This is a genomic window from Microbulbifer harenosus (genome assembly GCF_005771435.1).
In the GTDB taxonomy this organism is placed as follows: Bacteria; Pseudomonadota; Gammaproteobacteria; order Pseudomonadales; family Cellvibrionaceae; genus Microbulbifer; species Microbulbifer harenosus.
Genome location: NZ_VANI01000004.1, coordinates 212,047 through 233,057 on the forward strand (window position 1 = coordinate 212,047; position 21,011 = coordinate 233,057).

Annotated in this window: 16 protein-coding genes; 3 read left to right on the forward strand and 13 right to left on the reverse strand. The window is 61.7% G+C overall.

Annotated features, from left to right (window positions below; translation table 11 throughout):
* Window positions 1–96: 96 nt before the first annotated feature.
* The 13 genes from FDY93_RS03225 to FDY93_RS03285 all read right to left on the reverse strand — a co-directional run bounded on the left by FDY93_RS03225 (window position 97) and on the right by FDY93_RS03285 (window position 16,506).
* Window positions 97–1,101: an AgmX/PglI C-terminal domain-containing protein gene (locus tag FDY93_RS03225; protein WP_138234306.1), complete on the reverse strand. Its 1,005-nt coding sequence runs from the start codon at window positions 1,099–1,101 to the stop codon at window positions 97–99.
* Between the two features lie 14 nt (window positions 1,102–1,115).
* On the reverse strand, window positions 1,116–1,637 hold the full coding sequence (locus FDY93_RS03230; RefSeq protein WP_138234307.1) for an ExbD/TolR family protein: 522 nt from the start codon (window positions 1,635–1,637) through the stop codon (window positions 1,116–1,118).
* Window positions 1,634–2,191 carry a biopolymer transporter ExbD gene (locus FDY93_RS03235; RefSeq protein WP_138234308.1) on the reverse strand — a complete coding sequence of 186 codons (558 nt, stop codon included), beginning with the start codon at window positions 2,189–2,191 and terminating at the stop codon, window positions 1,634–1,636. Before FDY93_RS03235 ends, FDY93_RS03230 begins: the two co-directional genes overlap by 4 nt.
* Before the next feature lie 51 nt (window positions 2,192–2,242).
* Entirely contained in the window at window positions 2,243–2,929 is a 687-nt protein-coding gene (locus FDY93_RS03240; protein ID WP_138234309.1) for a MotA/TolQ/ExbB proton channel family protein, read from the reverse strand.
* Between the two features lie 404 nt (window positions 2,930–3,333).
* Window positions 3,334–3,612, reverse strand: a complete 279-nt coding sequence (locus tag FDY93_RS03245) for a hypothetical protein (RefSeq protein ID WP_138234310.1) — start codon at window positions 3,610–3,612, stop codon at window positions 3,334–3,336.
* 3 nt (window positions 3,613–3,615) lie between these two features.
* Window positions 3,616–4,266: a tetratricopeptide repeat protein gene (locus FDY93_RS03250; protein WP_138234311.1), complete on the reverse strand. Its 651-nt coding sequence runs from the start codon at window positions 4,264–4,266 to the stop codon at window positions 3,616–3,618.
* A gap of 1 nt (window position 4,267) precedes the next feature.
* Complete coding sequence (locus FDY93_RS03255; protein WP_246068439.1) at window positions 4,268–7,156, reverse strand: tetratricopeptide repeat protein; 2,889 nt, start codon at window positions 7,154–7,156, stop codon at window positions 4,268–4,270.
* Entirely contained in the window at window positions 7,153–9,192 is a 2,040-nt protein-coding gene (locus FDY93_RS03260) for a hypothetical protein (RefSeq protein WP_138234313.1), read from the reverse strand. The genes FDY93_RS03255 and FDY93_RS03260 overlap by 4 nt, the downstream gene beginning before the upstream one ends.
* A gap of 13 nt (window positions 9,193–9,205) precedes the next feature.
* The gene (locus tag FDY93_RS03265; RefSeq protein WP_138234314.1) at window positions 9,206–9,736 is read right to left on the reverse strand and encodes an AraC family transcriptional regulator; all 531 of its coding nucleotides are present in this window, start codon (window positions 9,734–9,736) and stop codon (window positions 9,206–9,208) included.
* 80 nt (window positions 9,737–9,816) lie between these two features.
* Entirely contained in the window at window positions 9,817–10,833 is a 1,017-nt protein-coding gene (locus tag FDY93_RS03270; protein WP_138234315.1) for an FAD:protein FMN transferase, read from the reverse strand.
* A 9-nt stretch (window positions 10,834–10,842) separates the two neighbouring features.
* Window positions 10,843–12,414, reverse strand: coding sequence for a general secretion pathway protein GspF (locus FDY93_RS03275; protein ID WP_138234316.1), 1,572 nt, complete (start codon window positions 12,412–12,414; stop codon window positions 10,843–10,845).
* Between the two features lie 329 nt (window positions 12,415–12,743).
* Window positions 12,744–15,281, reverse strand: a complete 2,538-nt coding sequence (locus tag FDY93_RS03280; RefSeq protein WP_138234317.1) for a LamG domain-containing protein — start codon at window positions 15,279–15,281, stop codon at window positions 12,744–12,746.
* A 4-nt stretch (window positions 15,282–15,285) separates the two neighbouring features.
* Window positions 15,286–16,506 (reverse strand): DUF1585 domain-containing protein, encoded by a 1,221-nt coding sequence (locus FDY93_RS03285; RefSeq protein ID WP_138234318.1) that lies wholly within the window; start codon window positions 16,504–16,506, stop codon window positions 15,286–15,288.
* A gap of 283 nt (window positions 16,507–16,789) precedes the next feature.
* Between FDY93_RS03285 and FDY93_RS03290 the strand changes: the two genes are divergently transcribed.
* From FDY93_RS03290 to FDY93_RS03300, 3 genes are read left to right on the forward strand one after another with little or no spacing between them, the layout of a single operon-like run.
* Complete coding sequence (locus FDY93_RS03290) at window positions 16,790–19,525, forward strand: HzsA-related protein (RefSeq protein WP_246068440.1); 2,736 nt, start codon at window positions 16,790–16,792, stop codon at window positions 19,523–19,525.
* 3 nt (window positions 19,526–19,528) lie between these two features.
* The gene (locus FDY93_RS03295) at window positions 19,529–20,365 is read left to right on the forward strand and encodes an SH3 domain-containing protein (protein ID WP_138234319.1); all 837 of its coding nucleotides are present in this window, start codon (window positions 19,529–19,531) and stop codon (window positions 20,363–20,365) included.
* Entirely contained in the window at window positions 20,335–20,991 is a 657-nt protein-coding gene (locus FDY93_RS03300) for an outer membrane beta-barrel domain-containing protein (protein ID WP_138234320.1), read from the forward strand. Before FDY93_RS03295 ends, FDY93_RS03300 begins: the two co-directional genes overlap by 31 nt.
* The last annotated feature ends 20 nt before the right edge of the window (window positions 20,992–21,011 follow it).

Genomic DNA, 21,011 nt, shown 5'->3' on the forward strand with positions numbered 1-21,011 from the left:
GTTAACTGTTCCGCCAGAGGCCAACAATAAAGCCCCGGCAAAATGGCGCCGTCATCAAACTATGCTCTTTTCATTTCTCGGGAGCACTGCCGCCACTCAGGACGGCAGGAAGTCGATGGAGTAGTTGAGCGTGGATTTTTCCACACTGGCGGCACCGAAATTGATCAGGCCGATACGCGCCAGCAGTTTGCGCTCCAGATCCGCATCGCCGAGCTCGCTGCTAACCAGGGTCACCGAGGAGACGGTGCCGTTGGCCTCGATCACGAGCTTGACCGTTACCTTGCCGGCCAGCGCCGGGTCCTGGCGCAGGGCGCGGTTGTAGATGGCGAAGATGGCACCTTTGTTGGCTTCCATGACCTGACGGATGGATTCCTCGCCGCGGGTGCCGCGCTCGCGGCGCGCCTCCTTGGCACTGGACTTGGCCGCCGCCGTGGCCTCCGCCACTTCCACCTGGGTCGTCTCGCGCCCAGACAGCGCGGAACCGCCGGTGTTGCGGCTCAGCTGTCCGGTGTTGATGCCACCGCTGGACGCCTTGGATTTGTCGGAAATCAGCGAGCGGTCGATCTTCTGCGCGTTGGCAGCGCCACTGGCAAGACTGTTGGCATTGGCCACCTGGGATACGTCGAGGCTGTCGCGCATATCCATCAGGTCGTCCTGCAGCTGCATCAGGCCGCTATTGGCCGCCTTTTCCCGCGCCTTGGTCACCTCTTCTACCGTCGCTTTTTCCGTGAGCGGCTTGGGCTTGACGGTCTTCACCGGCTCCGGTTTCGGCTTTTCGACGGGCTTGGGCTTTTCCTGTTTGACCTCTTTGGGCTTGGGCTTTTTTTCTACGGGTTTAGGCTTCGGCTTTTCGACCGGTTTCGGCAGTTCCTTTTTTTCAAGAATCACCCGCGCGAGTTGCGGCGGCAGCTGTTCTTTCTGCTCGCGTGTCAGCTCCGGAGCCGGAATAAACGTGAACAGCGCGCCCACAATCACAAAGGCGACCATGCCCGCCTTGAGGAATTTTACAAAACGCTGGTCCTCTTCTTCGGTGGAAGACCAGGGCAGCAGTGCGTTGTAGTAGTGCCAGGGCATCAGCGCCGGGGCAGTCGTCGTCGACATAGCTGAACTCCCCCTTATTGACCGGCGGCCGGTGCGGCCGGATCCTGCGGTGCGGTCTGCGTGACCGCGAGATCGATATCCCGGTAGTCCGCTGCCGCGCAGGTGTTCATGATCTGCTTCAGCAGTGCATAGGGCACTTCCTCGTCACCGAGGATGGTGATCGGGCGGCCCACCGCCTGCTTATCTTCCGGCAGTGGCTCCGCGCGGCTGGCGAGATAGGTGAGCTCGTCGAGCAGTGGTTTGATCTGCTCGTCCGCCGCGGAAATATCCGCAATCTTCGTCACCACGCGGTTGCCCACCAGCAACTGATCGCCATTGACCCGCACTATGGTGGTGGTCTCCGGCTTCTGCGTAGAGGTGGATTCCGGAAGTTTGATGGTCTTGTCCGCCTGCAATACTTCCACATCGGAAGAATTCACCAGCAGGAAGAACACCAGAATGGTGAAAATATCCATCAGCGAGACCAGGTTCAGTTTGGTCTCCTTATGCCGGCGCTGCTTGCGCCCTTTCAGCTTGCCGCCGATCGTCGCTTTCATAGTCCGTTGCCTGCCAGCTGCTGTTCGCTTTCTTGTTGGGCTTGCGCCTGCCCTTCTTCAGGGGGGGCATCGCCGAGGGAAATCTGCGGGAACAGTTCCGCATCCACCACCGAAGCTGCCACTACCGCGCGGAACGAGCGCGCGGTGTCCATGGCGCTTACCAACGTGCGGTAGGGTGTACCGGGCTCGGAGAGGATCACCAGGTCTTTCTTGTCGATGTCTTTCTCGCGCAGGCTGCGCTTCACTTCCTGCAATACATCGGACACCAGCTTGAAATCCGGCGCGCCGTCCCGGTTGGAAATACGCTTCACGCGAATTCCCGCCGGATAGTTGATGTCGATGTAATCGGCGCGCAGCACCAATTCCAGTTGCTGATTTTCTTTCTGATCCTGTGTCGTGCTCGGGTCGCTGAGACCGGGCAGATTCAGGTTCAGTACGGAGATATGGGAAAACACCATATTCAGCAGCAATACGGGGACCAGAACGGTCATCAGGCTCATGAACGAGGTGATGTCCAGCTCCGGATCGGTTTCCAGCCTGCGTCGGATAGCCATGGCTCTCTCTTGTTATCGGATTACACGTTCAGTGTTCAAAGGCGCCCGGGGTCAGGCTCCCGCCTTCGCTGCCGGGCGCGCCGCTGCCGCCGGTTCTGCTTTCTGGCTGCGGGTCAGGGTAATCAGATTGAGGAATTTCACCCCGGCCATTTCCAGGCTGTCGATGATTTCGTTGGTTTTGTTCTGCAGCATGGAGTAAGCCAGCAGCAGCGGGATGGCGGCGATCAGACCGAAGGCGGTGGTGTTCATCGCCACGGAAATACTGGAGGACAGCATGGAGGCTTTTTCGGACGGTTCGGCGTTGGCTACCGCGGTAAACGCGGCGATCAGACCGATAATGGTGCCGAGCAGGCCGAGCAGGGTGGAAATGTTGGCGAGGGTGGCCAGGTAGTTGGTGCGTTTTTCCAGGCGCGGCACCGCTTCGAGGATGCTTTCTTCGATGGCCATTGCGATGTTTTCGTCTTTACGCGCGTGCTGGGCAGTTGCAATGCCGGCGGCGACGAGCTGGCCCATGGGGGCTTTTTCGCTCTGCGCGAATTTGAGTGCGGCGGCGAAGTTGCGCTGCTGCATCATCGGCAGGATCTGGCCGTAGGCGCGGCGGTTGGCCATTTTGGCGCGGGACAGGAACACCCAGCGCTCGACGACGAGCACCAGTCCGATCACCAGTACCAGCGCTATGGGGTACATGAATGCGCCGCCGTTCTGGAAGAAGCGCAGCAGTGTATTGAAAAACTCCATGGTCAAATCTCCGGGACGTAAAGATTTTTAGTGTGTAAAAGTAATTAACTTTGAAGTGAAGGTGATGACGCCGGGTATTGGTTCGCAAGACCTTCCGCGAGAGGGACCTCGCGGAAGAGCCCCCAGGGATGGGTTTACGGCGTGTCTTGCGAACCAATACCCGGTGGCAGCACCGCCACCAGATTTTCTTACAGGGCATTCTTGGTTGATTCTGGGAAGGAACCGACTTAGCAGGTCCTGTGGCGGCCAAGCACCGGGTATGGCTTTTCAAAACCGCTGTGAATACATCCATGTACGCTGCGTCGGCGACGTCCCTGTCGCCGACGCTTTTGAAAAGCCATACCCGGCACTCGGCCTTCAATTTGTATTTTGTACTTCGTTGGCCTTGGGTTAAGTAGGTGCTATCAGTTGTTGTTTTCGCTTTCCTGCACCAACTTTATTTCCCGCTTCAACTCCGAATATTCCTGATGCTGGAAACTGTGGTCGATGGCGGTGTGGATGGTGCTCTCGATTTTTTCCAGGCTCGCAGCCTGCTTCCAGGGGATGATGTACAACACCTTGGGTTGCTCCTGGCTGCCCACAATCGTGGATTCCAGCGAAATCACTTCGCCCTCTTCCTGCGCGGTCGCAGAAAAAGAAATGGCGAGAAATAACAGAGCAAACAGCGGAGACAGTTTCAGCATGAATTACATTCTCCGTTCCAGATCCACAATCCAGCCCGCCAGCACCCGGTCTTCCGCCTCTTCCAGCGCCTTCGCCTCGCGGTAGTGATGCAAAGCCTGTTCCGGTTTGTGCAGATACAGGTCGTACAGGATACCCAGGTTGCGGTGGCCCATGGCGAAATCAGGCCACTGTGCCAACGCACTTTCATAAGCCACACGGGCATCTTCGAACCGGCCCTGATCGCGCAGCAAAACACCGAGTGCATTCCACGCAAACACATTCTTTGCATTGGCCTCCACCGCACGGCGCAGGCTCGCTTCGGCCTGCTCGGGCTGTGCCAGTTTCAGCTGGACCTTGGACAGGTTCAGCCAGGCACCGGAAAGGTTCGGCCACTGGGCCACCACCTGCTGCAGCTCGGTTTCCGCCGCTTGAAATTGCTGTTGATCGAAGAATTCCCGCGCGCGCGACATGGCCTGCTGCGCGCCGGTCGGCACGCTGGTGCGCTCCGCGAAATAAGGATTCGGTGTCGCCACGCGCTTACCGTTCTCATCCAGCACCGGTTCGGCGGTATCCGCGATCTCCGGTTGCGATGGATTGCTGCCACAGGCCGCCAGCACTGTGGCGAGGCTGGCGATGGCGGCGAGGCGGAAGTAGCTTTTCATGAAGGGTTTCATATCAGTACGCCTCCTCACTCCACTCCAGAGTCGACTCCGGTTTGCGGTAGCGGGCCGGCAGCAGGTTTTCCAGGGAGGAGAAACTGTTCTTCACCCATTGGTCGTACACGCCGTCTGCCGTGCGCTGAATATTCGCTTCGTGCAGCTCGATGGCTTTTTCCTCGAACGGGAAAGCCTGTTCCTCCAGCAGGATCTCATACTGTTCCAGTTCCAGCGGACTCAGGCCGTTGGGGCGCTGGGAATCTATCAGGTCGCGGCTAAGTTGCCGGTAGACTTCGGCGAGGCGAAAGTTGGCGGCGGTGGTAAACTCGGCGATGCCGAAATCCAGCACTTTTTTGTAATCCGCCACCGTGGTTTCCATCGCCTGTTTCTTGTTTTTCAGACTCTGCTTCAGCGGCAGGGTGAGAGACAAACGCTCGAAGCGCGCGTAACTCTGTTCTGCCAGCTCACTCTGCGCGAAGGCAGCGAGATAGCGGCCGCGGGGTTCGGACACGCGGTTGCCGGACAGGCTCTTCAGCCAAAGATTGCGCTCACTCTGGTTGCCCGCTTTGGCGTACAGGGAAACCAGCTGGTATTGGGCTTCCAGATTCTGCAGCGCCGGTTCGCGCCACTGACGCGTGTACTGGCGGTAGGCGTCGATGGCTTTGGTGTTGTTGCCGGCCTGCTCGAACTGTTCCGCCGCCAGGTACAGTGAAGTGCGGCGCACCTCGGCACTGGGATCGCTGCTGGCCAGCGCCATCAGTTCGTCGGCGGCGGCTTCCGGCATGTCCATGCCCTGGTAGATTGCCACCGCCTTGGCGGCAAGCGACGGGGTCAGTTTGTGATTGGGGTAATGCTGGCGGAAGTCCGTCAGCTCGGCTTGCGCCGCCGGCCAGCGCTGCAGGCGCACCAGCTGGGTGATGGCGTCGTACTGGGCAGTGGCGGCGATGGTGGAGCGGCCACTCTGGCGCACCCGCAACAACAGCGCGATGGCCTGCTCCGTGGGCGCAATGAATTCCATGCTGTCACTGGTGAGATGTACCTGACTCAGGATCAGCTCCGCCTGCTTGTAGATGGACGACTGCAGGCGGTCGCGGGTATTAACGTATTCCGGGTCTGTAGACGCCATGCCGGAGAGCAGCTGGGTATAGGCGTTTTCCGCCGCGGCGAAATCGTCGATTTCAAAATAACTGTGGCCGAGCAGCATGAGGATACTGCGACGCTGGGCGGCGTCCGGTGGCGGCTGCCAGGCCGCGGCCTTTTCCGCCGCGGCAATGGTTTCCTGGTGGCGGTACTGCTCGAACAGGTTGTGCGCGGCGTCAAGTTGCACCGCCAGTGCGCGTTGGTCCTGCGGCCAGGTATCGGCGAAGCGCAGGCTTGTCTCGATCTTGCGATCGAGCCACAGGCTGGCCTGCTCCGGATTTTTCTGCCGCTTGTGCACCTGCCCTGCGGTCAGGATGGCGGCGTAGCCGGCTTCGCTGGCCTGTGGCGGCGCACTGCCGGTTTCCTCGGCAAACTCCCAGGCCACCCGCCGATAGGCGTTGAATGCCAGCGCATACTGGCCGGCCTCGCTCAGGCTCTCCGCCATCAGGAAGGTGAGCTCCGGGGCTTTCCCGTCTGTCGGGAAGGTCTCGATAAATTCGCCGTAGAGGCTGGCTGCGGCCAGGAACGCCTCGCGGGATTCGCGCAGGGCTTTTTCAGCAACGCGCAAATTATTACGAGCGACATGGGCCTCTTTGGCCAACGCCTGGGCGCGGGCGTGGTCGAAGCGCGCCAGCTCTTCCAGCCACGGCTTCAGGTGCGCCGTCAGTTCGCCGCGCTGTTGGTCGTCGGCGGCTTGCCAGTACTGGCTGCGGATGCCGTAGCGGACAATGAAGTCGCGCTTGGCCGGGACCACTTCGCTGGGGAAGTTGCCCTGCTGCAGAATTTCCACCGCGCGCACATGCATATTTGGCGCTTCAGCGCTTTGCGGATAGCGCTCCACATAGGTGAGGAAGGTCTGCGCACCGTCGCGGTAGCGCTCGCTCTCTGCGTACCAGTCGCCAAGGCCGCGGTAGAGCAGATGTTGATAGCTGCGCGGGCCGGTCTCGGGGCTGAAGGATTCGATCGCCCCGGCGCCGCCCAGGTAATTGAACCCGAGTGCCAGCACCCGCAAGGTGTCGTCGGCCAGCCGCCGTTCGCCCTGCTGCAGTTCTTCCAGTGAGCGTTTCTGCACCTGGCCTTCGGCCAGCAGGTCGTCCATCAGGACCAGGAAGGTTTCGCCGGCGTCCTGATAGCGCGCATCCTTGAACTGGCTCCAGCCGAGCATGTAGCGGGCATTGCGCGCGAACGGTGTGTCGCCCTGCGCCAGCACCGCGGCGAAATCGCGTTCCGCCGCGCGGTACTGTTTGCGGCCGAAGGCGGCCTCGCCGCGGCGAAACAGCGCCTCGGCGATAAACGGCGAGTCCGGCGCGGTTTCGACAATGGTCTCCAGTGCCTGCAGCGAGCCGCCGGTGTTGCCATCCAGCGCGCGCGCGCGGGCCAGGCGGTAGGCGAGATAATCGTCGTCGGCGGAGGTCTGCAGCAGTTCTTCGTAGTGGCGCACCGCATTGTTGTAGGCCACTGCCATCGCCGGGTTGTCCGCCTGCTGTTGTTCGAGCCGCTCCATTTCCAGATCCGCAAGGCGCAGCTGGATCTGGCGGCGGGTGCGCGGATCGCGGTTGGCCGCCAACGCTTTCTCGTAGCTGTCGATCAGTGCGGGCAGTGCCACCTTCGGCATCGGTACCGCCGGTTCCGGCGGCAATTCGCTGACAGGCAGCTGCGCGAGTGTGGTGCCGGGATCGAACTGACTGGCGCAGCCACTGAGGCTGGCCGCCGTGCACACGGCCAGGGCGAGCTGCGTTACGCGGTGACGATGAGTAACAGCTTTCACGATTGCACCTCGGTCATGACGTCGTCGTCGCGGTTTTCGGGTGCGGGGGCGCTGTCTATCTCGGCTTCGCGAATGTTGTCGGCTGCGGGCGGTGCAAATTTGCCCTGCATGTTGGCGTCCTGGATACGTGCAATGGCGAGACGGGTATGCGCCATGTACTGCTCGACGCGCGCTTTTGCGTCGCTCAGTGCGCGCTGCATGTCCTGGCGGATCTGGGCCTCGATGACACCGCTGGCGCGGTCGATGGCGGTGCGCTGTTCTGCCAGTCGCAGTGCGGCATCGTCCACGCTGCCTGCGAGCAGATTGAGCTGCGGTGCCTCGGCGGTGATGCGCGCTACCTTGCGCTGGCGCCGCGCCGCGTCGGTGAGTTGCTGCTCCAGTTCAGCGATGACTTTGCGCTGCTGCCACAGATTGTCGTGATACTGCTCGGACGCCTGCCACTGCAGAATCCCGCGGGCTCGGGCCAGCGTCTGTTGCTGGTAGCGACCGGATTTGCCGGCGCTGCTCAGGTGCGCGTGGCGGGCCTCGGCTTCCCGCAACATCTGTAGGTATTCGGCCGCTTCTCCGCCGCTGGCGGCGAGCATGGCGAGCCCGTCCTGCTCGGCTTCGATGCGCGCGAGTGAATTCCGCAGTGTTGCGAGTTCCTGTTCCGCAATCTGCACCTGCTGATCGTACTGGGCGCTGTCGTGTTGACGCAGGATCGCCGTGCGGCGCTGCTCGCGCTCGTCGATCAGGGTGTGAAATTCCGGCAGCCGCTGCTGCCACTTTTCCATAACCCGCTTCAGGTGGCGCAGGTCGCGCAGCTCCGACAGCTGCAGCTGCAGGCGGTCGCTCTGCATCATCTGCAACAGGTAGTGCTGGTTTGCGCGGATCAGCGCCGGGGTGGCGGCGTCTTCGAGCCAGCCGTAGCGGCGCAGGTTGATATCCGATTCGCTGTCGAGCTCGGCAAACTGCAGCTCGGCGGCGGCGCCGTGCAGCTTGCCGAGATCCTCCAGTGCCTGCTGGTACTTCTGCTCGGCGTCGCGGTAGGCCTGCAGCGCCAGTATCGGGCGCTGCAGCATTTCGTAACTGTACGGCAGCGCCAGCATGGCCTCCTGCACCTGCGGAGACAGCGGGTTGTCGCGGAACAGATAGGCTAGGGCGTCCACCGCTTTTTGGTAGTCGCCGCCGTTGACCGACGCCCAGCCGAGGCCGAGCAGTGCGTCTGCGGACCAGGGCGTATCCAGGCGCACCGCGCTGAACTCCAGTGCCGCCTGTGGGAAATTGCCGTCTACGGCTAAGGCAAAACCGGCACCGATGCGTGCCTTGTCACGCAGGATGCGCAGTTCCTCTTCCGTCTCGGGAGAGACGGTGGGTGCTTTCAGGGCGTGTTCCACCAGCTCGGCCGCGCGGCGGTATTCCGCGGCGGCGGCGGGCAGCTGCTGTTGTCTCGCCAGGAATGCTGCCAGATTGGTGTGTCCGAGCACCCGTTCCGCCAGCGGCAGCTCCGCCATCTGCAGCAGCTGCTGTGCCTGTTGCAGGTCGCCGCTGCGAATCGCCAGATTGAGCGTCAGCGTGGTCTGGTGCATGGCACCGGACTTTTCCAGTTGCAGGGCGGCGGTGTCCCAGTTCTGGTGGCGGTAATTGAGTTCCGCGAGCTTCAGCCAGGCGATTTCCCGATAACGGGTGAGACGTGTCTGGTTATCTTCGCCCGCGGCCTTCTGCAGCTGTTTCTCGAACAGCGCCGCGGCCTGCTGCTCAAGGCCAAAGGCAAGGCTGATACCGCCGCGGATCAGATCGGCGTTGTCCGCGTGATGTTGGATGCCGCCGCGCAGGTCGGACACCATCAGGGTACTCAGCGCGTCAAAACTGTTGCCCTGGAAGTAGTGGTACAGCGCCGCACCGTAGCGCATGTCCTGCGCCTGCTGGAACTTTTGCGCGGGCGCGTCGCTGTCCTTGTCGGCGTATACAGGGGCGGTCGCGAGCAGCGCAGCAGCGATGGCCAGTGTCAATGGCGACCGCTGCAGGGATTTTTTGAGGACGGCTGGGAACGGCATGGCGGCGTCCGGCTCAGGGCGCCGGCCATTCGATCACTTCGAACTCCGGCTGCTGCTTGCCGCCGGAATCGGAAATACGCAGCTCAACAACCGCCGGCTCATCGGTTTTTTTCAGTTCGATGGTGGCGGCGCGCTTGAACTCGCGCTGCTCCGGGCCGAAGCCGGTAAAGAATGCGGTAATCGTGTGATACCCGGATTTCAGGTTGCCCTTGAACAGCGGTTGGATACCGCCGCGGATCAGGGCCTGTTTCTGGTGGTCGGTGTAGAGATGGGTTTCCACCAGTTTGTTGTCGATATGCAGTTTGACCGAGTCCAGGTCGAAGAAATGGCCCACGTCCATGGAAACGTAGACGGCCACCTGGCTCTGTGCGGGGAACAGCAGGTCTTCTTCCAGTACCAGCAGATCCCGGTTCAGCTTCAGCACTTCCTGCTTCAGGTTTTCCAGATCGTCGGCAGCAAAGTCGCCGTCCTGGGCAATAGCACCTGCGGAACAGGTGAGAACCAGAGAGGCCAGAAAAGTACTGATACGGCGCGGGCAGAGCATGTTGAAGCCTGAATATCCATTTTCGTTATGTCCCGGGATTATCGCAGGGACCCACATATTCGATGTGACCTGGTTGGCAATTACTGCTGCAGGCCGCTACTGAAAAACATCCGGTGATCGGCGTCGATGACAATTGCCTCAAACCCGTCCAGCTGTTCAATCAGCGCCAGACCCTTGCGCTTGCCAAGTACAAACACACTGGTGGAAAGCGGGTCCGTATCAAAGCCCCGAGGGCCGAGGATACTCACGCTGATCAGCTTGTCCTGATCGGCGCCCTGCTTTCCATCCTCGTCGCCGGCGTCGGTATCGGTCGGCAGGCCGGTGGCGGGATTGAAAATATGGTGCACGCGGTGGTCGTCGCTGTCGATGAAAAACCGCTCGTAGTCACCGGAGGTGGAGATGGCGGTATTTTCCAGCGGGATCACCGCGGCATTTTTGCTCTTGTCGCGCGGGTGGCGGATGCCGATCAGCCAGGGTTTGCCGCGTTTGTCGCCGAGAAGGCGTGCGTCGCCGCCGGCACTGACACTGGCATTGTGCACCCCGAAACTTTGCAGAATAGCGACGGCGCGGTCTACGGAATAACCCTTGGCGATGCCACCCAGGTCTATCTTGGTGCGCGGATCTTTGAATGCCAGGCGGTGTTTGCGCTTATCCAGCGCGATGTGCCGGTAATTCACCGCGGGCAGCAGGTTTTCGGTGGTTTGCGTATCGGCTTTCTGACCCTTGCGGAAATCGTACAGGCTGCCGACGGTGGCGAAGGTGATATCAAAAGCGCCGCCGGTGCTGTCGCTGTAGTGCAGTGATTTGTCGATGATTTCCGCCAGTTCCGGGGAGACAGTCACCGTGCCCTTGCCAGCCTCGCGATTGACCCGGGAGAGCTCACTGTTTTCCTTGTACGGCGACAATGCCGCGTCGATGCGGCGGAACTCGTCCATCACCGCGCGGTTGATTTCCCCCGCCTTGCTGTCGTCATTCACCCAGAACTGCAGGTGAATCTCGGTGCCCATGATTGCCTGTTGGTCGTAGTGCCAGTCGGCGTGACTGGAACCGGTGGCGAACAGCGCAGCGAGAAACAATAGCGGACGGATCGGGTACATCGCGGTTCTTTATCTGATCGGTGCAAAGGCGGTCAGGCTGTCTATCAGGCTCGCGTTGCCGAGGCCGTGATTGGGGAACAGGCTGGCAAAACTGCCCTGTTCGCCGTGCAGTGCCATGTAATTCAGTACCACCGTCTGCACCAGCTGGTTGACGTTGTTGGCCGCGGGGCTGCCGGCGGTTTCCACATCGCCGGACGCGCGCATGTAACCGAGCTGCTGGTGGCGCGCCTGTTCGTCGGCGGTGCCGCCGAGCAATGTTGGGCGACCGGCGGGATTGTAAACCAGGAAATAGGAAGCCGCGGTCTGCTGGTTGTCCCCGGTCCACACGCCTTTGCCGCGCCCTTCCGCGGAGTCGTCCACCATGCCGTTGCTGAACACCGAACCGTCGCTGAACACATAGATCATCACTGGCTGGCCGACACGCGCCGCGTATTCCAGGCAGGCGCCGATACAGCGGCCCGCGCGCAGATCGCGCATCTCGCCGGTGGCGCGGTCTCCGGTGTGGTAGTCGTAGCCACCCATGGTGATGGTGCCGGCGCCGGCGTAGCCGTTGATCACGAGCTTCATGGTGGAGGCGGTTTTCTGGAATTCGCGATCGCCGAAAAATTCATCGGAAGAAAAAATACCGGCGGGGCCGACGATGTCCGGGTCGAGCGCCGGGTCCAGCGCGCTCGGGTTGCCAAATCGGTCGGCGAGATCGGCGCTCTTCATGTAGCCGCACTTCACCAGGTCTTTGATCACCGCGTCGTTACTGACTTGGGTGTTGACCTTACCGAGCTTGGCGTTGGAGATGCGGTACATGGATTCCATCACCGCGACGGTGTCTTCCTGGCTCAGCAGGCCGACCAGGTCGCCCACGTCCACAAGTCCGGTTACGTCCGACGGGCGGTCGATCTTGGTGGGGCGCACTTCCGGGTTGATCAGGTCCATGGGTGCCATGGAGTTGCCGCCGGATTCGCTGGTCTGGGAACCGATCAGCGCGAGCAGCGAGCCGTTGGCGCCGGCGCGGTTGATGCCGTACATGGGGTTGTGCGGGTTGTTGCCGGTGTCGTTCTCGGAGCGCGCCGGGATCACTGCGCCGTTGGTGGCGCCGGCGGTGCCGGGGGCGATTTTCTCGAGGATGCCGCGCAGCATTTGGCTGTCGCTGTGGAAGGCGAGGCCGAGGTCGGTGTTGATGAAGGAGTTACCGGCGGCGTCGGTGACGGAGGGCGCCATGTCGCCGGGCAGGCCCTGTTTGCTGTAACCGGCGGTGCTGAGAAAGTCGAGCTGGCCGCCCTGCTTACCTACCAATACGTTGGAGCCTGCGATGTTGGCGCCGCCGGCGAGGTCGAAGCAGATAAACGGTATCTTGCCGGCGCCGTTGGCGCTGACGCCGCAGGTTGCGCGCATGGCTTCGAGGTCGGGCGACAGCGCGGCGTGTGCCATGCGCGGGTTGGCAAACAGGCTGAACACCGAGCCGCCCAGCACCGTGGCCATACCGGCGCGAAAGCCCTGCCCGAGAAAATCCCGTCGGCTCACCGGACGGTGGTGATCCGGATGACGCAGAGGCTGGTCCAGTTCGAAATGTTTTTTCTTGCTCATGGTTTTTCCGGGCGCCCGGGGGGTGCTCTGTTCTCGATTTGTGGCGGCCCTGCTGGCGGGGACTGTTCGCGAGACACGCCGTGAACCCATCCATGGGGGCTCTTCCGCGAGGTCCCTCTCGCGGAAGGTCTCGCGAACAGTCCCCGCCATCAGGACCTGCAATTCTCAGACTGTTACTTCGTTAGAAGTATTTATTTCACCGACTTCGCACCAGGGGCCAGCGGGAAGATTCCGGCAAACGATTGCCGACAGGTTGTTTGCCGGGGTCTTACCGCTGGCCCCGTCCCGCTTACGAAGCACCCAAGCTACGAAGCACAAAACCTCAAAACTCAGTGAATCAAAATCATCGCACTGCCCATAGCTGCGGCGCAGGTGGCTTTTACCGTAGTGGCTGTGCGATCCGCGCTGCAGCTGCCGCCGCATGCAGTCATCTTGTCGATCAATTCATTCAGCTCAGTGCGCACCGCACCTTCATCCGGCGCCGTGGCGAGTTGTGCCGTGTGCCCACCCATCGACGTGGGCCAGGTGATCGGCCGGCCGAGGAGGTTTTCTAGCAGCGGGTCGATGATCTGTGCGCGCTTCGCACTGGTATCGAATGCCGAGGCGGCGCTGGCGGAGAAATTAAAACCCGGGAAGTAGGCCGCGCGCTTGCGGGTGTCGTCCACCAGCGTGCTGCAGTATTTCACCGCGAGCTGGGTGATACCCATCTGCTGTGCGGCGAGGAAACCGCGAACATCCGCTTCCACCGGCAGCTGCTGTTTCACTTTTTCCCAGGTATCCACCACCGCCGGGTGGGCGCTGGAAATTCCGGTAGCCGCAGACAGCGCCGCGTGGATCTGCTCGAAGCGGCGGATACCGATACGCGGTTGTGGCTTGAGGTCTGCAGGCGCGGCGGGGAGTGCCGGGGTGGCTTCCACACGCACGAATTCTTCACTGCCGAGGCGCTCGAAGGTCAGGAAAAATTCGTCCGAGATCGGGCCTTTTTCCAGCGTGATGATGGTGCCGAGTGGAGACAGCTTCTGCCCGCTCGCGGGGTCGTACTGGTCGGCAGTGACGGTGGTGTCGAGGTTGGCCCAGGCCTGGCCGACCACCGCTTCGCGGCCGTTGATGCCGATGCGCATGCCTTTTATCACCACGCCATCCGGCGTTACCCCGTCTTCCAGGGTAATGAATTTCGGTGCGCTGAACAGATAGCCGTGGTTGTCATACTGCTGCACCTCGAACATCACATAACCCTGGGGCACGTCGGTCTGTTGTTCCACCTTGAACAGCAGCAGGTATTTCTCGCCGACGCCGGCTTCGTAGTTGGTGAGAATGTCATCCTGATCCAGCGCGCGCGAGTGGATCGCGAGCAGGCGGATGGAGCCGGCCCAGGCGAATGCATTCGAGGCTTCACTGCCGAGCACCAGGGCAAAGGTGTCGTCCCAGGTAGACAGCAGTCCCGGTGCCGCCGGGTCCGCGTCGCCGGTGAACTCACCGTTTACATACAGGCGGCGGCCGTTGAGCGGGTCGAAGGTGGCCACCACATGCTGCAGGGTTGCCTGGGCGCGCTCCGCCATATCGTCGGTGATCAGCGCGGGCATGCCGTCGGCGTTGGTGCTGGCGTCGTTGCGGTTCTGGAAGGTGTAGTTGTACATCGCCTGGCCGAGGGTGAAGTTGCGGATGTTGTTGCCACCGGAGTAGCTGACGATCCGCGCCGGGCCTTCCTGTACCACGTTGGCCGGCGCCACCCAGGCCTCGATGGTGTATTCACCGGTGCCGCTCAATGTGTCGAACAGGCGCTTGCTGGTGGCGGTAGCCGCCTGGGCCTTGCCGCCGTTCAACTGGATGCCCCAGGAGCCCAACCACTCGAAATCGCCGGAGAGATTGAGGTCGATGGCCGGGTTGATACCGGAGGTGTCGTAGGCGGTGGTGCCGCTGCCGGTCTTGAATTCGTACAGCGCGATGGCGTTGTTCTCGATGCGCCCGCCGCCGCTGGCGACCACACCGTCGGTGAGGAACAGCGCTTTACTGGTCACCCACTCCGGGTCCACTTCGGTCACCGGAATGCCATTGACGAAACTGCGGATGGCCGCCGCCATGGTGTCCGCATTCTCTGCGCATTCGCTCCAGCAGTTGTGCTGTTCACTGCCGAGGCGCACCACGAAGCGGGAATTGTCCGGGTTGTCCAGGTCCATGCGCGCCTTGGATAACTCGTAGGCCTGGTCCACATCGTCGCTGGCGAAATACGGCTGCTGCTGTGCGACTTTCCCACTTTCGCTATGGCAGTCTGCACAGTATGTGGTGAGCAGTGGATACACGGTGGTGGCAAAGTTACCGCTGCTGGCGGGGAAGCTTTTGCTCGCGCCGACGTCGCGCTCAGGCGGCGGCGTCAGGGTGATGGTGCTGACTACCGAGCCCGCGGCCGCGGCCCACTCCTCGATGTAGTTGGTGATGATCTCGGCACAGGCATCGGGGCTGGCGAGCCAGCAGTTGTGGCCGCTGGCCACCTTGGTGACAAGGCGGGAATCCGCAGGGCTGCCGAGGTTGACCAGTTCGCGACCCTCGCCGTGGGCGAGATTGATGTCGTCGCCGCGCACAAAGCGCGGGCTCTGGTTGCCCTCGATATGGCAGCTGCCGCAGCGGTTCTCCGCCGCCAGGTTGTCCCAGATATAGCGTTTGTAATTCTGAACGTCTTCGCTTTCCGGGGCGGGACCGGAATAACTGGTATCGCCGGTATCCGGATTTGTGTTGGGCAGTTCCTCGGTGGACTGGCCGCTGCCGCCGGAGCAGGCAGCAATAAACAGTGCGGATGCGAATACACCCGACAGCAGCGTTGCGCGTGCGAACAGTGCGCTCAGTGGTCGTTGTGCGGTTTTGGTTTTCATCTGCTTATTCTCCCGCACAGTAAACCGCGGTATCCGCATACACCTGCTTCAGCCGGTAGCCGTTGCCGGTAAAACTCGCGGTGATGCTGTCGATCTGGTCGCGGTCCTGTTGGTCTTCCGGTGCGCGCAGGCACACCTGTTCGAAGACCTTGGTGACCTGGCACTGGGCAAACGCCTCGCTGTTGGCCAGTTCGCGGCCCATGGACTTGGCACCGTTGCCGGAGCCTGGCAGTTCGCTGCTCCAGCCCAGGTACATGTTCGGGCCTTCGCGCCAGTAGTTGTCCCACTTGTCATCGGGAATTACGAAGCCGTAGGGGAAGGTTGCGCTGTTGAAATGGTTTTTGGCTTTGACCCGGGTGCCGGTGGCGGGGTCGGTTTCACCGGCGCTGTTGTAGTCGAGCTGGCCGTTTTCACCGGTGGGGTCGTTGTCCACTTCGTAAACGTAGTCGTAGTAGGCGAACGCCTGTGCCATCGGGTCCATGCCGCTGTGGCAGCCGATGCAGTTGTTCTGGAACACGCGGCTGTCGCCGCCGGGGCTGCGGCTCACGTCCTGGCGGATGCGGTCCGGTGGCCTCGAGGTGTCGTGCACCTGCTCCAGGTCGCGGCACAGGTGGTTCAGCAGGGTAAAGCGGAACATGGCGCGGTTGGTGCCAGCGTAGAAAAACGCCTTGGCGCCGCCGCGGGTGGTGATCACGCCGGCGGTGGCGTCGCTGGGCAGGCCGGTGACGGCGGATTGGGTTTTGCGCTCGAGCGCTGTCTGCAGCGGATAGCCACTGTTTTCCAGTTCGATGTAGTGATTGTTGTTGCTGTTGCTGTAGGCAGGCAGCCCCAGGCCGGAAGCGCCGGTATACAGGATGTCGCCGGAGAGAATCTCGCGGAAGTCGACATCGTCGCGCACCATGCCGATCACGGTTGCGGTGTAGTCGTTCAGCGGTGCGAAATTGTCGGCGTCGCGGCTGGTCCACGGCGTGACCAGGTTTTTCAGGGTGACGTTATAGAATGCGTCGTTCTGCATCGCCAGGCGGGCGGCGTCCCCGGCCTGGCCTCCGGCGATCAGCTCGGCCATCTCTGTCAGCGTGGCAACGTCGGGCTTTACCCCGGTGATGCGGCTGTGTATCTGCGCGGCCTGTTCTTCCGGTCCCGCCAGGGCAGACAGGGAAAGTAGGGCACTGGCACAGGCGGTCGCCGCGAGTAGCAGGCGCGCGGCGGGCGATGTTATTTTCATGTGGCTTGTTCGCGTAGGGTTCTCGCCGCGGGTTTTGTGTGCGCGGATTTTGTGTCGTGTGACCGGCCACCGATAGTAAAGAATGCGGAATGATTCGCCAGCGGCAAAAATTTAAACCGTGTCGTGGTTGGCAAAATCCGTGTGCGCGACTTGAGGCAACAGCCGTCAATCGCGAGAATTCAGCCCAATAACACTGGTGAAGATCACCAGACTAAGGTCCAGTTATCCCGCAGCGGCCACGGTAAGTGAGCACTGAGAAACCGGCGGGAAAGGGGAAATTCCTTTGAGCAGATTTTGTACGCCCGGCGCACCGGCCGGGCGCTTTTCAGTGCGCTCGCTTCTCGCTTTATTCGCTCCGCGCGCGCCGTTCGCCATGGTGGCAATAGTACTGCTCAGCGGCTGTTCCGGTGGCAGTGCCGGACCCGGTGGCGATCAGGCAGAAGATCCGGTGGTAGTGGATTACCCCGTGGTTTATGTACGCCGCATGCTCAATCGCGATGATGAAGGTGAGTTGATGGGCAGCGATATTTACGCGCCCTCCACCTTCAATCCCGGTGCGGAACTGGTGCTGCGCGACCGCGCCACCGCCAGCGCACCGGAGCGGGTGCTGACTGCCGATCTGTTCATCAGCGATGAAGATGCAGGCCTGGTGTTCGAGGGCGGCTACGATGTGAAGGACCTGACCGTCTCCCACGATGGCAAAACCCTCGCCTTCGCCATGCGCGCACCGGATATCGAGGGCCTGGATGACGACGAGCAGCCGAGCTGGAATATCTGGCTGTACGACTTTGAATCCGCAGAGCTGAAGCGCGCAATCCAGTCCGACCTGATCGCGGAAGAGGGCGACGATATTGCTCCGGCATTCCTGCCCGATGGTCGCATCGTGTTTACCTCCACCCGCCAGCGCCGCTCGCGCGCATTGCTGCTCGACGACAACAAACCGCAGTTTTCCGCCCTCGCCGAAGACCTGGATGAGCCCGCGTTCGTGCTGCATGTGATGGAGCAGGACGGCAGCAACATCCGGCAGATTTCCTACAACCAGAGCCACGACCTCTCGCCCACCGTGCTCGCCAATGGCCGCGTGCTGTTCAGCCGCTGGGACAATATGGGCGGCGCAAACCGGCTCAGCCTGTACACAGTGAAGCCGGACGGCACCGACCTGCAGTTCCACTACGGTTATCACAGCCAGGCGACGGGAACGAGCGCGAATCCGGACAGCGACCCGGTGCCGGCGGCCTTCAGCAAACCGCAGCAGATGCCGGACGGGCGCATCCTCGTCACCCTGCGCGCCCCCGAGGGCATTACCTACGGCGGCGACATGGTAGTGATCGACGCGGAGAATTTCACCGAGGCCTACAGTGAGCCGGAACAGCAGGGCCTGCTGCAGGGGCAGGAGTCTCTCTCGGTCAAACAGGTGATCACCGACGGTGGTCTCTCCCCTCACGGCCTGTTCGCCAATGCCTGGGCGTTTCACGACGGCACCAGCCGTCTGCTAGTGAGCTGGAGCGAGTGCCGGGTGGTCGATCCGGAAACAGAGCTGCCGCAACCCTGCACCGATGAGTGGCTGGCAACCGAGGGCATCGTGCCCGCCGACCCGCTTTACGGCCTGTGGATATATGACTATGTGGAAGGTACCCAGCGCCCGATCATCCAACCCGCCGAGGGGCAGATGATTTCCGAGGCGGTCACCGCCGATACGCGCCCCACGCCCGCCTTTATTCCCGAGTCCATCCCCGGTATCGACATCGACCGCGATCTGTACGACGCCGGTCTCGCGATTCTCGATATCCGCAGCGTGTACGACTTCGACGGCACCGCCGCGCTGGATATCGCCGCGCTGGCGGATCCATTGCAGACATCGGCCGCCGAGCGCCCCGCGCGCTTCCTGCGGGTGGTCAAGGCCGTGGGCATTCCCGATGACGACACGCTCGATTTCGACCGCGCCGCCTTTGGGCGCAGCCGCGCGCAACTGATGCGCGAGATCATAGGCTACACCCCGATCCAGCCGGACGGCTCGGTGCGGGTAAAGGTGCCGGCGGATATGCCGCTCGCCATTTCCGTGGTGGATGCCGACGGCCGCCGTATTGTCGGCCGTCACAATAACTGGCTGCAGTTCCGCGCCGGTGAGATCCGCACATGTCAGGGCTGCCACAGCCGCAACAGCGAAGTGCCTCACGGCCGCACGGACAAAGAGCCCGCATCCGCCTGGGCCGGCGCCCCCACCAGCGGGGCGCCGTTTGCCAATACCGAGCCTGCGCTGACTGCGAATATGGGTGAGACCATGGCACAACTGCTGGCGCGTATCGCCGGCAACCCGTCCCTGGATGGGGATCTGAAATTTACCGATCAGTGGACCGACCCGGCTGCGCGGACCAAAGACCCGAGCAGCGAGCTGCTGATGAGCGAACTGCAGACGCCACCCCCCACCACCGCCGCCTGCCAGAGTGCCTGGAGCAGCGAGTGCCGCAGCGTTATCCACTACCCCGCGCACATCCAGCCCATCTGGGATCTGCCGCGACTAATCACCGACGACATGGACAATGTGCTGGAAGATCGCACCTGCAGCGGATGCCACAGCAACCGCGATGCCGCCGGCATGGCCCAGGTGCCGCCGGGACAGCTGGATCTGCGCGCGGACCAGTCCGGGGTCAACACCAATTTCAGCACCTCCTACGTCGAGCTGTTGTTCGACAACCCCACCGAGGAGCTGCGCGATGGCGCCGTGCAGAATGTGTTGGTGCAGGACACGGACGACAACGGCACCCCGCTGTTCGAGGTGGACGAGAACGGAGAACTCGTTCTGGATGCCGCGGGCAACCCGATTCCTGTTATGGTGACCGTCGATATCGAGCGGCTCATGGACACCGGCGGCGCGAACGCCAGCCGGTTTTTCCGGGTATTCGAAGCGGGCGGCGTGCACGATGGTGCGCTGTCCCCGGCGGAATTGCGTTTGATTTCAGAGTGGCTGGATATCGGAGCGCAGTATCACAACAACCCCTTTGATGCACCGGTCAACTGAAGCATGACAAGGCTGTCGAAAACCATAGCGCCCGGACTGGCCGTATTAATCGCCGGCCTCGTTTTGTCGGCGTATACGCGCGCGGCGGAACAGGAAGAAGAACCGCCCGTTACCGAGAGTTTCACCGCGACCCAGTTCGGTGAGCGCACGCCCGGCGGGCTTCCCGACGATGTCGAACAAGTCGTGGTTGGCTCGGAATTTCTCAACCTCTACACCGGACCCGGACGCGGTTATGTGATCGACCATGTGGTGGAATACGGCGAGCCCCTGTGGCTGCTGAAGCGCCGCACCGACTGGGTCAAGGTGATGACCCGCAGCGGGAAAACCGGCTGGGCAAAGATTGCCGAGCTGGACCAGATCGTGGCCCCCGACGGTGAGCCGCTCGCGGTGTCCACGCCCGGTATCGACGACTATCGCGAGCAGGGGCTGCGCTTCGGCTTCACCTATGGCGATTTCGAAGGAGCCAACTCTCTGGGGGTGTCGCTCGGATACCGTTTTACCGGCAATATTTCCGCGGAGCTGCGCGCGGCGCAGACCATCGGTGCCTATTCCAATAGCCAGACCTACCAGGTGGCACTGCTGCACCAGCCGTTTCCCCAGTGGCGGATCTCGCCGTATTTTCTGCTCGGCAGCGGGATCAATATCACCTCCCCCAATGCCACCATCGTCGCCACCGAAGACCGCCAGGACACCGCCATGCTTACCGGCATCGGCGTGACCACCTATTTATCCCGCCGCTTCGCCCTGCGCGCGGAAGTTGCCAATCACTACCTGCTCACCTCGCGGGAAAATAATCAGGAGATAGTCGAATGGAAGCTCGGATTCGACGTGTTTATGTAAAGCTCGCCTGTGCGCTGTCCTTCGCCGTTTTATCGACGGCGGCTCTTGCCCAGGGCGATGCGGTGATCGATGAGATCATCTCTCCGGATCTGGAGCGGCGCGAGATCCGCGAGGCGGCCATCGACAGTGAGGACTTCGAGTTCACCGTCTATGCCGGCGGCGTGCTGAGCGTGGAAGACTTCGGTACCAACCGCATGATCGGCGGCAGTCTGGCTTATCACATCAACGAAGATTTTTTTATGGAGGCGGCCTACGCCGAATCGGAACTGGGCCTGTCCAGTTACGAAAAGCTCAGTGGCAGCGCGCCGCTGCTCACCGACGATGAGCGCGATCTCTCCATGTACAACCTGTCGCTCGCCTGGAATTTTCTGCCCGGGGAAATTTTTATCCTCGACCGCTGGGCGCTCAACAGCAACCTGTACCTGATCGGCGGTATCGGCAACACCAGTTTCGCCGACGAGGAGTATTTCACCTACAACGTGGGTGCCGGCATTCGCGTGCTGGTGAAAGACTGGCTGGCACTGCGTTTCGATGTGCGGGATCACATTCTCGAACACGAGATCTTCGGCGAGCCGCAGAACACCAATAATATTTCCGCCCAATTGGGTTTATCGATTTATTTCTGATTCGATTTTTACAATAAAAC